Annotated in this window: 8 protein-coding genes; 2 read left to right on the top strand and 6 right to left on the bottom strand. The window is 62.5% G+C overall.

Annotated features, from left to right (window positions below; all coding sequences use genetic code 11):
- The first annotated feature begins 44 nt into the window (after nt 1–44).
- Nucleotides 45–1,307, top strand: coding sequence for an NAD(P)/FAD-dependent oxidoreductase (locus ABIB57_RS03095; RefSeq protein WP_354038365.1), 1,263 nt, complete (start codon nt 45–47; stop codon nt 1,305–1,307).
- On the opposite strand, the gene ABIB57_RS03100 is transcribed toward ABIB57_RS03095, so the two are convergent.
- The 3 genes from ABIB57_RS03100 to ABIB57_RS03110 form a co-directional block, all read right to left on the bottom strand.
- The gene (locus ABIB57_RS03100) at nt 1,304–2,218 is read right to left on the bottom strand and encodes a DMT family transporter (protein ID WP_354038366.1); all 915 of its coding nucleotides are present in this window, start codon (nt 2,216–2,218) and stop codon (nt 1,304–1,306) included. The genes ABIB57_RS03095 and ABIB57_RS03100 overlap by 4 nt on opposite strands.
- Before the next feature lie 3 nt (nt 2,219–2,221).
- Nucleotides 2,222–3,136, bottom strand: coding sequence for a DMT family transporter (locus ABIB57_RS03105; RefSeq protein ID WP_354038367.1), 915 nt, complete (start codon nt 3,134–3,136; stop codon nt 2,222–2,224).
- A gap of 274 nt (nt 3,137–3,410) precedes the next feature.
- On the bottom strand, nt 3,411–5,894 hold the full coding sequence (locus ABIB57_RS03110; RefSeq protein ID WP_354038368.1) for a beta-mannosidase: 2,484 nt from the start codon (nt 5,892–5,894) through the stop codon (nt 3,411–3,413).
- A gap of 343 nt (nt 5,895–6,237) precedes the next feature.
- On the opposite strand from ABIB57_RS03110, the gene ABIB57_RS03115 reads away from it, so the two are divergent.
- The gene (locus ABIB57_RS03115) at nt 6,238–8,217 is read left to right on the top strand and encodes a putative bifunctional diguanylate cyclase/phosphodiesterase (RefSeq protein WP_354038369.1); all 1,980 of its coding nucleotides are present in this window, start codon (nt 6,238–6,240) and stop codon (nt 8,215–8,217) included.
- A gap of 177 nt (nt 8,218–8,394) precedes the next feature.
- On the opposite strand, the gene ABIB57_RS03120 is transcribed toward ABIB57_RS03115, so the two are convergent.
- The 3 genes from ABIB57_RS03120 to ABIB57_RS03130 form a co-directional block, all read right to left on the bottom strand.
- Nucleotides 8,395–10,269, bottom strand: coding sequence for an ABC transporter ATP-binding protein (locus ABIB57_RS03120; protein ID WP_354038370.1), 1,875 nt, complete (start codon nt 10,267–10,269; stop codon nt 8,395–8,397).
- Nucleotides 10,270–10,402: 133 nt separating this feature from the next.
- Entirely contained in the window at nt 10,403–12,265 is a 1,863-nt protein-coding gene (locus tag ABIB57_RS03125; protein WP_354038371.1) for an ABC transporter ATP-binding protein, read from the bottom strand.
- A 320-nt stretch (nt 12,266–12,585) separates the two neighbouring features.
- Nucleotides 12,586–14,436 (bottom strand): ABC transporter ATP-binding protein, encoded by a 1,851-nt coding sequence (locus ABIB57_RS03130; RefSeq protein ID WP_354038372.1) that lies wholly within the window; start codon nt 14,434–14,436, stop codon nt 12,586–12,588.
- Between the last annotated feature and the right edge of the window lie 309 nt (nt 14,437–14,745).

The following is a 14,745-nucleotide window of genomic DNA, read 5'->3' on the forward strand; positions in this document are numbered from 1 at the left end:
GGCTGCGCCAACCACGATCTATAGTGGGAACATAGGAGGCTGTGATGAGCGTCAGCAGGCATCGTGTGGTGATCGTCGGCGGGGGTTTTGGCGGGCTCGCGGCGGCGCAGGCTTTGCGGGGCGCCGGTGTGGACATCACCCTGATCGACCGGCGCAATCATCATCTATTCCAGCCCCTGCTCTACCAGGTGGCGACGGCCTCGCTCAGCACGTCGGAAATTGCGTGGCCGATCCGGCATATCTTGAAGCACCGTGCGGATGTGCGGACCCTGCTGGCAAGTGTGGTCGGCGTGGATAAGGCCGCCAAGGTGGTGCAACTCGATGACGGCAGCAGCGTGCCCTACGACAGCCTGATCCTGGCGACCGGGGCGCGGCATGCTTATTTCGGCCATGACGAGTGGGAGCAGTTTGCTCCCGGCCTCAAGACGCTGGAAGATGCGACGACGATCCGGCGCAAGCTATTGCTGGCGTTCGAGCAGGCCGAGCGCACAGGCGATCCGGAATTGCGCAAGGCGCTGTTGACGTTCGTGATCATCGGCGGCGGGCCGACCGGGGTGGAACTGGCCGGGGCGATTATTGAACTGGCGCATACCAGTTTGCGCGGGGAATTTCGCAGTATCGCGTCGAACGAAGCGCGCGTCGTGCTGATCGAGGGCGGCAAGGCGGTGTTGGGCAATTTTGCGCCCGAGCTGTCGGAGTACGCGCATAGGGCGCTGACCGATATTGGCGTTGAGGTCGATCTGGGCAGCCTGGCGACGGTGATCGATGCCGAGGGCGTCGAGTATGGCGGCAAGCGGATTGCCGCGAAGACGGTGCTGTGGGCGGCGGGCGTGCAGGCATCGCCGGCGGCGAAATGGCTGGGGTTGGAGGCCGACCGGGCCGGACGAGTCAAGGTCGAGCCAGACTTGACGGTGCCAGGGCACAGCGAGATTTTCGTGGTTGGGGACACGGCAAGCATTGTCATGCCGAATGGCAAGCCGGTGCCCGGCGTCGGCGATGCGGCCAAGCAGGGCGGCAAGCATGCAGCGGCGACCATCAAGGCGCGGCTGGCGGGCGATACATCGAGCAAGCCGTTCCACTACAAGCATGCGGGGGACCTCGCGACGATCGGCAAGCGCGCTGCGGTGATCGACTTTGGCTGGATCAAGCTTAAGGGCTGGATCGCCTGGTGGGCCTGGGGATTGGCGCACATCTACTTCCTGATCGACACCAAGAACCGCATCGCGGTGGTGCTGAGCTGGCTGTGGATTTATTTGAGCGGGCAAAGGAGTGCGCGGCTGATTACGCAGGGGGATAACAAGCCCTAATCGACGATCGCTTCGTCCACCGATGTGGTGCGTTTGTTGAGGGAGCGTTCGCGGAGCCAGATGTAGAGGCCGCTGGCGATGATGATGCCGGCGCCGAGGAAGAACCAGGCGTCGGGGGGCTGGCTGAAGACGATCCAACTGACGAAGGCGAGGTAGAGCAAGGTCAGGTAGTTGAACGGCGCCAGGGTCGAGGGCGGCGCGAAGCGGTGGGCGACCGAAATCAGGATGTGGCCGACCATGCCGACAGTGCCGGCGCCGAAAAAGGCCAGCCAGGTAATGGTGTTGCTGGGCCAGGTCCAGCCGGTGAAGGCGAAGGGGGTGACGAGCACGAGCGCCACCGCTCCGGCGTAGAACTGTTGGGTCATGGCGGTATCGACCCCGGCGAGCTTGCGGGTGACGATAGAAAACAGCGCGACGAAGAAGGCTGCGCCGAGGCCGAGAAGCGAGGCGGGCTGGAACGCCTCGGTGCCAGGGCGCACGATGATCAGGATGCCGATGAAGCCCACACCGATGGCGAGCCAACGTCGCCAGCCGATGGTTTCCCCGAGCAAGGGGCCGGACATGGCGCAGACCATCAGGGGGCTGGTGAAGATCAGCGCGCCGGTAACGGTGAGTGGAAGAAAGCGCATGGCCAGGAAATTGCCGGCAGTGGTGCCGAGCAGGCAGACGCCGCGCAGGACTTCAAGCTTCCAATTGGCGGTATGGAAGAGCGCGGTTCTGCGCAGCGGCCAGACGAACACCAGGATGAGCGCCACATGGACGGCGTAGCGGATGAAAATGATCTCGCCGGTCGGAATGCCCTGGGTGGACATCCATTTGGCCGAGGTATCGAGGAAGATCAGGATCAGTTGGGACGCCAGCAGGATGCCGATGCCGGTATTGTGGCGTTCTTCGACGGGAGCGATGGCCATGGCCTAGCGTTCCTCCGCGATCGGGGTCACGGGGCGGGACAGAGCCCGTTCGCGCAGCCAGATGTAAAGGCCGCTGGCGATCACGATGGGCGCGCCGAGATAGAGCGAAAACTCCGGCGCCTGTCCGAAGATCAGCCAGCCTGACAGGGCCATGAAAATGATCTGCAGATAGGCAAACGGCGCCAGGGTCGAGGCGGGCGCGAAGCGATGCGCGATGGTGGAAAACTGGTGGCCGACATAGCCCACGACGCCGATGAAAGCGAACACTGCCCAATCCACGGGGCGGGTGGGCCAGACCCAATGGACGATGGCGAACGGGGCCAGCACCACAGCGGCGATGACATTGCCGTAGAACTGCTGGGTGGCGGTGGAGTCGACGCCCGCAAGGCGGCGGGTGAGCAGGAAATAGAGAGCGGAGAAGAAGGCTCCGCCGATGCAGAGCAGTGCCGCCGGGTGAAAGGCGCTGGTGCCGGGCTGGACGATGATGAGGATGCCGACGAAGCCGATGGCGATGGCGGTCCAGCGGCGCCAGCCGACGTGCTCGCCCAGCAGCGGCACGGACAGGGCGCACAGGATCAGCGGCATGGTGAAGGCGATGGAGCCGGTAACGGTCAGCGGCAGGTATTGCACGGCGGTCAGATTGCACAACGATGAGCCGAGCAGAGCCAGCGCGCGCAGAATCTCGATACCGATATTGGCGGAGCGGACGAAGCCAGTGCCCTGATGCGACAGCGAAGTTGCCGAGACGATGACGAGGCTGCCGGCATAGCGCATGAACACGATCTGCATCACCGGCAGGCCGGCAAGGCCCAGCCATTTGGCGGAACTGTCGATGCAGGTGAAAAAGAAAAAGGCGCCCAGCACGAGGCCGATGCCCAACAGGCGGCGCTCCTCGAGGGGCGCGATATTGCTCGACATGACACTTCCGACAGGCGGCAGGAGGATGCGCCCGGCTCACCGTTGCGAGATCGGGTTGGGGTTGTCAATGGCGGGATGCGGATTCTTGTATGGTAGAACCTCCTTCCCCGGAAAGAGGCGATTTGTTTGGCTGAGACATGAGCCTTAATGGGGCACGTACGGTCCCACCCACCGCCCTCCCCGCGGACTGGGTCCGCGGGCCATTGGTCGCTTGTGCCGTGCGGACGGAGGCCCGGGTCAAGACCGCGGGAAGAAAGGGTTAATGCCGAGGCCCCTAGAAGGTCTGGGACAGGTCGCGGACCTTGAGGCTGGCGGCGAGCGTATCCACCGAGGGCGTAGCGCCGTGGCGGGCGTTGAACGTCAGCACGGTCGGGCGACCCGGCAGCAGGGTGACGGCGTTGTCGGAGAAATAGCCGGGGGCGTCGACGGTGGCGGTGGTGAACAGGGCCGGCTTGTCGGCGGTCAGGGTCAGCACGGGCTTGCCGTCGACGGTCGACCACTCGGTGGTGATGGCGGGAACGACGATTTCATAGGCCTTGTAGGGCTTGGGAAAGAAGTCGTTTTCGCCCAGCAGATTGCCGTGCGCATCGCGCCAGGAGAACAGCAGGAATTCGTCGCTCTCCAACGCTTTGGCGTCGATCGTGGTCAACCCGATAGCCGCGTCGGCACCAATGGCGGCGTTGCGCTCGTAGAGCACGCGTTCACCGCCGCCAACACGCACAGCCAGGACCTGCAGGCGGATCGAAGCCGGCCGGCCGATGTCGTTGATGCCCTTGAGGGTGATCTGGGTGTTTTCCTTATTGGGAACGGCAACGACGTTGATGGGCAGGTAGAAGCGCTTGGCCATGTAGTGCAGCAGCTTCCACTGCCCTCCGTAATCCAGGCTCGACCAGGATGCGACCGGCCAGATGTCGTTGATTTGCCAATAGAGCGTGCCCATGCAGCGCGGCTTGGTGGAGCGCCAGTATTCGATGGCGGTCTTGATGGCGAGTCCCTGCTGGACCTGGCTGAGGAAGACCATCTGGTCGAAATCGCGCGGGAAGCGGAAGTAGCGCGTCATGGTTTCGAGAATGCGCGCATTGCCGCCATTGTTGCGCTGGTGCATTTCCATGACCGGCGAGGACGGGTTACGATCCTTGGGCTCGGAGAAGGTCTCGATGACGTTCATCGAGGTGAAGGACTGGAAGCCGAATTCGGAGGCAAAGCGCGGATTGACGGTGCGATAAGCCTCGAAGGATTTGGCGGAGTGCCAGACGTCCCAATAATGGGTGTCGCCGCGGGTATCTGACTGCCAGCCGTCGGAGAAATCCATGTAGCCTTGCGAGGGCGAGGACGGCCAGAAGCGACGGATGGGGTCTTCGTCCTCGACGATGTTGCCGAGCATATTGTTCAGGCGGTCGTAGTTGGCGACGTAGCGTTCGGGCGCGGCCTTGGTTTCGGGGTACCAGTGCAGCGAGCCGATGACTTCGTTATCGCCGCACCACAGGGCGATGCAGGCGTGGTGGCTGAGGCGACGGACCTGCTGGGTGATTTCGGTGCGCACGTCGCCGAGGAAGTCGCGGTCGGACGGGTAGCTCATGCAGGCAAACATGAAATCGTGCCAGATCAGCAGGCCGAGTTCGTCGCAGAGGTCGTAGAAATAGTCGGGCTCATACTGGCCACCGCCCCAGATGCGCAGCATGTTCATGTTGCCGGCCTTGGCGCTTTCCAGCAGGTCGCGGATGACGGCGGGGGTGATGCGCGAGGGGATGGCGTCGGCGGGGATCCAGTTGGCGCCCATCATGGTGATGTCGCGGCCGTTGACGCGGCACTTGAACGAGTGGTCGATCTCGTCCTTTTCGATGATCCATTCCAGCTTGCGCAGGCCGATCTTGCGGGTGGTTTTTTCGCCTTCCAGATTGGTGGTCAGCTCGTAGATGGGCTGTTCCCCCTGCCCGGCAGGCCACCACAGTTTGGGGTCATGGATGGTGATGTTGTGGGTGACGACGTTGTCGCCCGGGCGGACGGCGACCTTGTCGGTGATGGTCTGGCCGTCGATGGAATGTTGGATTTCGACTTCGCCATGGGCGAAGGCGAAGATGTGGGTCTTGATCGCCAGCTCGACCGAATGGGCGCCGTGAGCCTGGTCCACCTGGACGCTGTCCTGACGGGCGAGACGCGTCTTGCGCAGGCTCATGGTGCCGTAGATGCCGATCGGCATCAGGCAGACGCCCCAATCCCATCCGGCATGGCAGGCGGCCTTGCGCACGAAATTCATGTGCACGCCTTCAAGGCCATTGGTCAGGTAGTTGTAGGTGAAGGGAATGGGGAACGGGTGGGCGTCGGAGCGGGCCTCGGCAACATCGCGGGTGACCTCGAATTCAAGGCGCAGCGTGTTGTCGCCAGGATGGACCTTGCCGGTGACATCGAGATCATAGCGGATGAAGGAGTTCTGGGTCTTGGCGACGACTTCGCCGTTGAGCAGGACGGTGGCGATGCAATCGACCTCGGCAAGGGTCAACGTCAGGTAGCCATCGACATCGGCTTGCGTGGCGGTGAAGCTGCGTTCGACGTGCCACTGGGTGCGGTTGACCCAATCGACGACCTTCTCGTTTTCGCCGAAATAGGGATCCGGAATCCTGTCGGCGGCCAGCAGGGCGCCATGCACATCGCCCGGCAAGACAATGGGGACGCGCGTGTCATTGGCTGGCGAGGTCAACACGAAAGCGCCGGCCAAATCGAGCGATGTGGCCGCGCTGCGTGACATGAGTTCCGACACTTGTATTCTCCCCTGCGCCGCATGACCGCCAGCGTCTTGTATTAACGATATTCCGACACGAAGGCGACAAATGCAATCGTTTGCACTCCTCCATCGCTTCTAATCGGACTCGGTTCGAGTGCCAATGGGCCCTGGGTTATTTTCGCGCGATGAGCTCCCTGGTTAGCGCCGGTAAAAAAGCACGAAAACAGCCTCTGAAACCGTTTCCAGCCGGCAAAAGCGGCAGTTTTCGGGAATATTTTATCTAAAGGGACATTTCCAGCAATGACAGGCAATTGCAGGGCCTGCATTTACATTTGTGTTAGGATTTCTACGCGTAGGTTGGCCGCATGAGGGGACCGCCATGACGCTACTAAAGAACCTTGAGAGGTTCTTTTCCGTGCCGCCGGATAATCCAGAACTGATCCAGTCGCAGGCACACGGATTTACCCGTCAGGTCCCGCTGATGTACGCGATCCTGCTGGTCAACGCGGCCATCCTGTCATTGACCCATTTGAGCGCCCCGCCCGCCTTGAGCATGGTCGTGCCCACTATCCTGGGTGTTATCTGCCTGATCCGCATCGCCCAGCTGTGGGGCAGGCGCAATGTCCCCATCAGTGACGTGCAAGCGCGCAAATTGCTGAACTTGTCCGTGCCCGTGTCGGCCGTACTCGGCTTCGGATTTTGTGCCTGGGCCTTGAGCCTCTTCCCCTATGGCAATGCCTTCCAGCAGGCGCATGTCGTCTTTTATATCGGCATCACTTCGGTTGGTTGCGTGTTCTGCCTGATGCATCTGCGCGCGGCAGCGCTGACGGCCGCGCTTTGTGTGATGATCCCATTCACGGTATTCGTGGCGATCCAGGGCAATCCGATTTTCATCGCGATGGCGTTGAACCTGATCATCATAGTGTGCGCCCTGCTGTTCGTGACGTCGCTGAATTTCAAGACCTTTGCCGAGCTGGTGGCGTCACGCGGCGAGATGGTGCGCCGGCAGGATGAAACGCAGCACCTGAGCGACGAGAACAAGCGACTGGCCAATATCGATGCGCTGACCGGGCTACCCAACCGCCGGCAGTTTGATCATGCCCTGGGATTGATGCTGGAACAGGCCAAGGCCGACGGCACCGATATCGCGGTGGCGCGGCTGGATATCGACGGCTTCAAGGCGGTGAACAATATCTTCGGCCATGCAACCGGCGATCGCGTGCTGATCGAAATGGCGCGCCGAGTGATGACGCTGCGCAGCCCAACCACATTCGTGGCGCGGCTCGAGGCGGACGTCTTCGGGCTGATCCTGCAGGGGCCGATCAGCGAAAAGCGGCTGACCGATTGTGGCGAGCTACTGTGTTTGACCGTGCGGCAGCCCTTTGTGCTGCCTGGCGCCAATCCGCATGTTTCGGCATCCGCGGGGTTTGCCGCATCTCGCCCTAACGACACTGCCGAGGCGCTGTGCGACCGGGCGGATTACGCGATCTTCGTAGCCAAGCAGGAATCCCGTGGCAATGCCGTGGTGTTCTCCGATCGCCATGCCAGCGATATCAGCCGGGTCCGGGCGCTGGAGCACGCGCTGCATACGGCGGACCTCGATGCTGAAATCTACATCCTGTTCCAGCCGCAGTTCGACATGTCGCAGAACCGGACCACCGGCTATGAAGTGCTGGCGCGCTGGCGCCATCCGGTGCTGGGCGAGATTTCGCCGGTCGATTTCATTCCGATGGCGGAGCGGATCGGGGTGATTTCCAAGATTACCCAGACGGTGCTGCGCAAAGCGCTGGTGATGGTCGAGCAATTGCCGCGACCGCTGCGGTTGTCGGTCAATCTGTCGGCGCACGACCTGGCGTCGCATACCGCCATCGAGGCGATCGTGGCGCTGGTGGAAAGCTTCGGGGTGCCGTGCCGCATCGACTTCGAAATCACCGAGACATCGGTCATGCATGACATGGCCCAGGCCAATGCGGCGCTGGTGTCGCTGCTGTCGCTGGGCTCGCGCATCGCGCTGGACGATTTCGGCACCGGCCATTCTAGCCTGACCTATGTGCAGAAGCTGCCGCTGGACCGCATCAAGGTGGACCGCAGTTTCGTGGCCGAAGTGACCAGTGATCCGACCAGCCGGGCGATCATCAAGACCACCGTCGATCTGTGCCGCAATCTGGGGATTTCCTGCGTGTTCGAGGGCATCGAGACCGAGGAGCAATTGGACGTGCTGGTGGGGCTCGGCGGTAAGGTGATGCAGGGCTATCTGTTCGGCCGGCCGATGAGCGAGGACATGGTGCTGCAGCATCATGCGCGGGAGCAGCGCGGCGACGGCATTTATGCGCCGGCGCTACTGGATGTGGCGAGTTAGCGGATTTAATCGCCCCACACACCGCCCTTCCCGCGGGCTTGACCCGCGGGCCTCTCACCACACCACCGCGCTTGCTGATAGAGGCCCGCGGGTCAAGCCCGCGGGAAGATCGAGTGGGTGGAGCATTTGGGTGCTCACCCCAGCTTCCATTTTGGGCGGTGGGGTGACATCGGCCCCCTACTGGGCCGCCGTATCGGTGAGATCGAGAAAACCACCCGACTGGCGCACCCAGAGGCTGGCGTAATGGCCGCCTTGCTTGAGCAATTGGGCGTGGGTGCCCATTTCGACGATGCGGCCTTGATCCAACACCACCAGGCGATCCATCGAGGCGATGGTGGAGAGGCGGTGGGCAATGGCGATCACGGTTTTGCCGGTCATCAGGTTTTCGAGCTGCCCCTGGATGGCGGCTTCGACTTCGCTGTCGAGCGCGGAGGTGGCCTCGTCGAGCACGAGGATCGGCGCGTTCTTGAGGAGGACGCGGGCGATGGCGACGCGTTGGCGCTGGCCGCCCGAAAGCTTGACGCCGCGCTCGCCGACCTGGGCGTCGTAGCCGGTGCGGCCGCGCAGGTCGGACAGGTTGGCGATGAACTCGTCCGCTTCGGCCATTTCGGCGGCGCTGACCATTTCCTCCTCACTGGCGGTGGGGCGGCCGAAGACGATGTTAGCCCGCACAGAACGGTGCAGCAGCGATGTATCCTGGGTGACGACGCCAATATTGGCGCGCAGCGAGGCTTGGGTGACCTGCGAAATATCCTGCCCGTCGATGGTGATGCGACCGCCCTGCAGGTCGTAAAAGCGCAGCAGCAGGCTGACCAGGGTGGACTTGCCGGCCCCGGAGCGACCGATCAGGCCGACGCGTTCGCCGGCGTGGATATCGAGTTCGAGGTTGTCGATGACGCCGGTGTCCTTGCCATAGTGGAAGGAGATGTTGTCGAAGTGGATATTGCCCGCGGTGACGGCGAGCGGCTTGGCGTCGGGGATATCGATAAGGCCGAGCGGGCGACCAATGAGTTCGGCGGAGTTCTGGGCGGTGCCGTAGTTGCGCATCAGGCCATTGAGCTGGTTCATCATGCGGCCGAGCAGGTTATAGAGCCGCAGCACCAAGCCGAGGGTGAAGGCGACGCCGCCGACGGTGATGAGGCCCTGCGTCCATAGCTGCACGGAGAGCGCGGCGATGCCGGCGATGGCGATGCCGGAGAGCATGCCCATGGCGGTGCGGACGCCGACCAGAGTGCGCGCCAGCGTGGTCATGGCTGCGATGAAGCTGACGAACCCGCGCTTGACGAAGCGGTCGTCCTCATCGGCGGACCCGAACAGTTTGAGGGTCTGGATATTGCTGTAGCTATCGACGATGCGGCCGGTGAGCGCGGAGGCGGCTTCGGCGGCTGCGGCCGAGCGCTTGCGCATGCGGGGCACGTAATAGCGGGCGAGGCCGGAAAAGGCGATGATCCACAGGATCACCGCGGCGGCGAGCCGCCAGTCGAGTTGGCCGACCAGCACGACGGTGGTCAGCGCGTAGATGGCGATGAACCAGACCACCTGCAGCAGGGCGACCATGAAATCACCGACAGCGCCGCCGCTTTGCCAGACTTTTGAGGCGATCGAGCCGGAGAAATCGTTCTGAAAAAAGGACAGGCTCTGGCGGATGACATGGGCATAGGCCTGCCAGCGGACCAGATTATAGAAGCCCAGATTGACAGTCTGCTCTTCGACAGTGGCCGACAGCCAGGTGACGATGAAGCGGATGCCCAGCGTCACCACGAGCATCATCACCAGTTCGGGGCCGTAGCCGGCGATGAGGCCGGCCCAGCCATCGGCCTGGTTGGCAGCGTCGAGAATATCGACCAGGCGGCCGACATAATAGAACAGCGCGGCTTCGACCAGCGCCACCGCGCCCCCCAGGACCAGCAGCGCCAGAAACGGCAGCTTGGCCTGGCTGATGAAGTGCCAGAAGAAGCGCGGCGTCGCGAGCGGCGGTTCCAGATTGGCTGGGGTTTTGAAGGGGTCCAGCCAGGACTCGAAGATGCGATGGAGGGGGTCGAAGAGACTCATTGGATATCCGGAACTGTGCGGGGCGATTGTGGTTCCGCAACAGGTCCGGGTCCAGCTGTTCTTGGACAGCCGAGGTTAATTCGCAGAAAGGTCAGCGCGGGGCGGCTGATGTTGCCGTCCCCGCGCCGGGCAGTTATTGCGCCGCGACGGTATCCAGATCGAGGAAGCCGCCGGACTGGCGTTCCCAGAGATGGGCGTAGTGCCCGCCTGAGGCGAGGAGTTGGGCGTGGGTGCCCTCCTCCACGATCTGGCCCTGCTCAAGCACCACCAGACGATCCATGGCGGCGATGGTGGACAGGCGGTGGGCGATGGCGATCACCGTCTTGCCCTGCATCAGCGTCGTGAGCTGTTCCTGGATAGCCGCTTCCACCTCGCTGTCGAGGGCGGAGGTGGCTTCATCAAGCACCAGGATCGGCGCGTTCTTGAGCAGGACGCGGGCGATGGCGACGCGCTGGCGCTGGCCGCCCGAGAGTTTGACCCCACGCTCGCCCACATGGGCGTCGTAGCCGGTAAAACCCTTGGGATCGGTCAGGGCCAGGATGACGTCATGCACCTTGGCCTGCTCGGCGGCCCGGATCATTTCCTCGTCGGTCGCGGTCTGGCGGCCATATTTGAGGTTTTCCCGGATCGAGCGGTGCAGCAGGGAGGTGTCCTGGCTGACGAGGCCAATGGCCGCGCGGACGCTTTCCTGAGTGACGTTGCGCACGTCCTGCCCGTCGATACGGATGCCACCGTCCTGCACGTCGAACATGCGCAGGGCCAGGTTCACCAGCGTCGACTTGCCGGAGCCGGAGCGGCCGACGAGGCCAATCTTTTCGCCCGCCGCGACCGTCAGGTCGAAGTTGTCGATGACGCTGCCCTGCTTGCCGCGCCAGTAGTTGAAGCTGACATTGTCATAGACCAGCTCACCCTTGGTCACGACCATGGGTTTGGCATCGGGGATGTCGAGCATGGTCAGCGGCTGGGCGATGGTATCCATCGAGTCGCGGATGGTGCCGATCTGGCGGAAGATGTTGGAGCCGATTTCCAGAATCCAGCCGCTCATGTTCATGATCTGCAGGGCGAACGGGATGGCGGTGGCGACGGCCGCGGCGGTCAGGAAACCATTATTCCAGCCGGCCAGAGCCAGCCAAGTGATCGAAACCACCAGGCCCGCGTTCAGCATGAACAGGATCGACCACATATAGGTGAAGACCCGCATCAGCTTGCGGAACGACACGGTGTGCTCGGTGATCGAGTCCGAGACGTAGACGTCCTCGTGCTCGCCGGTGGAGAAGGTCTTGAGCGTCTGGATATTGGTATAGCTGTCGACGATCCGGCCGGTCATCACCGATTTGCTCTCCGACATCTCCTCGGAATAGCGGGCAATCAGCGGCATGGTGATGGAAAACAGGATCGCGTAGAGCAGCAGCCAGACCGCGATCGGCACCAGCAGAACCAGATCGAGCTGGGCCAGCACGACGACCGCGACGACGACGAAGATCAGCGCGTACCAGGCCGCATCGATGGCCAGGTTCACCCCGGTTTCGATGGCATCGCCGGCCTGCATGATCTTGTTGGCGATGCGTCCGGCAAAGTCGTTCTGGAAGAAGGTCCAGCTTTGGCGGATGACGTGGTAGTGGCTCTGCCAGCGCACCAGATTGACGAGGTTCGGCACAATGGCGTGGTTGCGAACCAGCGTATCCAGCATGAAGGTCAACGGGCGCACCAGCACCACGACGACGATCATCCAGAGCAGGGTCTGACCATGGACGTTGAAGATTTCGCCTGGCGCGGTGGTGGCCAGCATGCCGACCACGAGGCCGACAAAGACCGGCATCAGGGCGTCGGCGATGGAGCCGATTGCGACAAGGCCCATGCGGATCAGGAAGACGATCCTGAACTGGCCGATGAAGTATTTGACGAAGGGCGTGAGGCCCATTGGCGGCTGCCGGTTTTTGGCAAGCGCTACGGGCGAATAGAGATTGTCGAAGAACGTGATGACGCGGTTGAACATTTTTAGCTCGTTATTGTGAGCCGCGCCTGTCTGAGGTTTCTGGGCTCAGATCAGGGTCGGTATCGGTCCATGGGTTTGCGGGTGAGCTGCAGGCCAGAGGCGATATCGATTCCGGGATTGTTCATTTGGGTACTCCTTGGTTGGGTTGGGTTTTGGGCAGTAAGGCACGATGATATCACATCACCGGGCTGCCCCCGGACTTGATCCGGGGGTCACTATTCCCGCCAGCGAGGCGGGGAGAGGCCCGCGGATCAAGTCCGCGGGAACGTCGAGTGTGGGGCGCATTTCCCGGACAGCACATATCATTTTCGCAAGCTCTGTCACTGAGCGGCGTCCTCGACTTGGTCGGCGTCGATGAAGCCGCCGGATTGGCGGTTCCAAAGGCTGGCATAGACGCCACCGAGATCGAGCAGTTCGGCGTGGGTGCCCTGCTCGATGATGGTGCCGCCGTCGATCACCACCAGGCGGTCCATCATGGCGATGGTGGACAAGCGGTGAGCGATGGCGATGACGGTCTTGTTGGCCATCAGCAGTTGGAGCTGGCTCTGGATGGCCGCTTCCACCTCACTATCGAGCGCGGAGGTCGCTTCGTCCAGCACCAGGATCGGCGCGTTCTTGAGCAGCACGCGGGCGATGGCGATGCGCTGGCGCTGACCGCCAGAGAGCTTGACGCCGCGTTCGCCGACATGGGCATCGAGGCCCACGCGACCCTTGAAGTCGCTGAGGGTTTCGATGAAGAGGGAGGCTTCGGCCTGCTCGGCGGCGTGTTGGATATCGGCTTCGGTCGCATTGGGGCGGCCATAGGCGATGTTGTCGCGGACCGAACGATGCAGCAGGGAGGTATCCTGCGTCACCACGCCGATATTGGCGCGCAGCGAATCCTGGGTGACCGTGGCGATGTCCTTGCCATCGATCAGGATGCGGCCTGACTCGCGATCGTAAAAGCGCAGCAGCAGGTTGACGATGGTGGACTTGCCGGCGCCGGAGCGGCCGACGAGGCCGATCTTCTCGCCCGGCTTGATATGCAGGTTCAGCCCCTCGATGACGCCGCTGGCCTTGCCATAATGGAAGGCAACGTCCTCGAAGGTGATGTCACCTTTGATCGCGCCAATGGGCTGCGCGCCCTTCTGGTCGGAGACGACGCGCGGCAGCGAAAAGGACGAAATGCCGTCCTTGACCGTGCCGATATTCTCGAACAGCGCGGACATTTCCCACATCACCCACTGGCTCATGCCCTGGAAGCGCATGACCAGGCCCAGCGATACGGCGAGCGCGCCGGGCGACATGGCATTGTTGAGCCACAGCCAGATGCCGACGCCGCCGACCGAGGCCAGCAACAAGGCATTGGACCAGATCACCAGCATGTTGAGCACGGTGAACATGCGCATCTGCCGGTAAACGGTCTGCAGGAACTCATCCATCGCCTCGCGGGCGTAACTCTCCTCCCGGTTGGAATGGGAGAACAGCTTGACCGTGGCAATATTGGTGTAGCTGTCGACGATACGCCCGGTCATGGACGATCGCGCATCGGCCTGCGCCTGGGAAATCTTGCCCATGCGCGGAATGAAGTAGCGCATCATCGACACATAGGCGACCAGCCAGACCAGAAACGGTACGGCCAGGCGCCAGTCGGTCGCGGCAGCCAGCACCACCGCGCCGGTGAAATAGACGACGACATAGACCAGCATGTCGAGCATCTTCATCACCACCTCGCGCACGGCGAGCGAAGTCTGCATCAGCTTGGCACCGATGCGGCCGGCGAATTCGTCCTGGAAATAGCTCATCGACTGGCGAATGAGGTAGCGGTGGCTCATCCAGCGGATGCGCTGGGGAAAGTTGCCCAGCAGGGTCTGGTTCATGGTCATGGTGCTGATGAGCGCCAGGCCCGGTAGCACGATGGCGATAAAGGCGCCCATCAGGGCGAGCTTCCAGCCGTCGGTGGCCAGGAAGGTGGTTTTGTCGGCAGCGGCGAGCCAATTGACCACGTCGCCGATGAAACCGAACAGCGTGATTTCGCCTGCGGCGATCAGGCCGGCGGTGACGGCCATCAGGGCCAGCCACTTCTTGGCGCCGTGGCTGTAATAGAGGCAAAAGGCCAGCAGGCCCTTGGGAGGCTCGCTGGGCTCGTTCGCCGGATACGGATCGAGTCGTCGTTCAAACCAACGCAGCATCGAGATCACCATAGTTCTGGTCCCGCGGGATCATTTGACATGGCCACAGCTCGTACAACCTCAAGCGTGGCTGAGGTCAAGGACGAATGGGCCGATGGCAAAACGACGCCGACGGGAAAATTTTGGGTACCGTTCGATACGCACAATTGCGCAGAGGAGCGGTGTAGCGCCACCCGCGATACCCCCTCCCCAATGCCGTCCCAATTGGCGTAGAAGAATGCTGTCGCGGTCGCTAGCCGCCCAGAGTACACGATTGTGTCGAGTCTGCTGTTGCGGGCTGGCCACAGTCGATTTCAAGAGTATCGATTT

Origin of the sequence: Devosia sp. UYZn731 (genome assembly GCF_040546795.1) — a bacterium.
Classification (GTDB): Bacteria; Pseudomonadota; Alphaproteobacteria; order Rhizobiales; family Devosiaceae; genus Devosia.